The organism is Streptococcus sp. DD11 (assembly GCF_001578865.1).
In the GTDB taxonomy this organism is placed as follows: Bacteria; Bacillota; Bacilli; order Lactobacillales; family Streptococcaceae; genus Streptococcus; species Streptococcus panodentis.
Genome location: NZ_KQ969439.1, coordinates 1 through 478, shown reverse-complemented (window position 1 = coordinate 478; position 478 = coordinate 1). Strand labels below are relative to the sequence as shown.

Genomic DNA, 478 nt, shown 5'->3' with positions numbered 1-478 from the left:
CTGCATTAGCACCTTCCCCACGGAAGCTGGTCAGGAAAATCCAGAGGATAGGCAGCAGCCAGATAAAGGCCAAAACAGCCAGCAAGATGTAAATCCCTAATAGACGAAGTCTTTTTTTGTTTTTTCATTATTTAGCCGTTCCTTCCTTGAATGATGTGGATCTGGTATAGGCCAAGAGACTGAAGGTTGCCGAAATAGCAAAAATCAGGATACCGATAACAGATGCCAAGTTATAGTCCTTAGCGGTAACAGTCAGTTTATAGAGCCAGGTCACCAAAAGGTCAGTCGAGCCAGCTTGGTAGAAGGCTGAATTGGCCGGTCCGCCGCCGGTCAGGAAGTAGATAACGTTGAAGTTATTGATGTTTCCGATAAACTGTTGGATGAGTGCCGGAGTCATAATGAGGAGAATCTGCGGGAAAGTGATGCTCTTAAAGACTTGGAATTTGCTGGCCCCGTCAATCTCAGCCGCCTCGATCTG

The 478-nt window shown here is 46.7% G+C and carries 1 protein-coding gene and 1 pseudogene; both read right to left on the bottom strand.

Annotation, left to right across the window (positions count from 1 at the left end):
- Positions 1-94 (bottom strand): annotated as a pseudogene (locus STRDD11_RS13310) (sugar ABC transporter permease); the annotation flags it as partial.
- Positions 95-127: 33 nt separating this feature from the next.
- Positions 128-478, bottom strand: a 351-nt coding sequence (locus tag STRDD11_RS13305) for a carbohydrate ABC transporter permease (RefSeq protein ID WP_164828517.1), incomplete at its 5' end; no start/stop codon positions are given.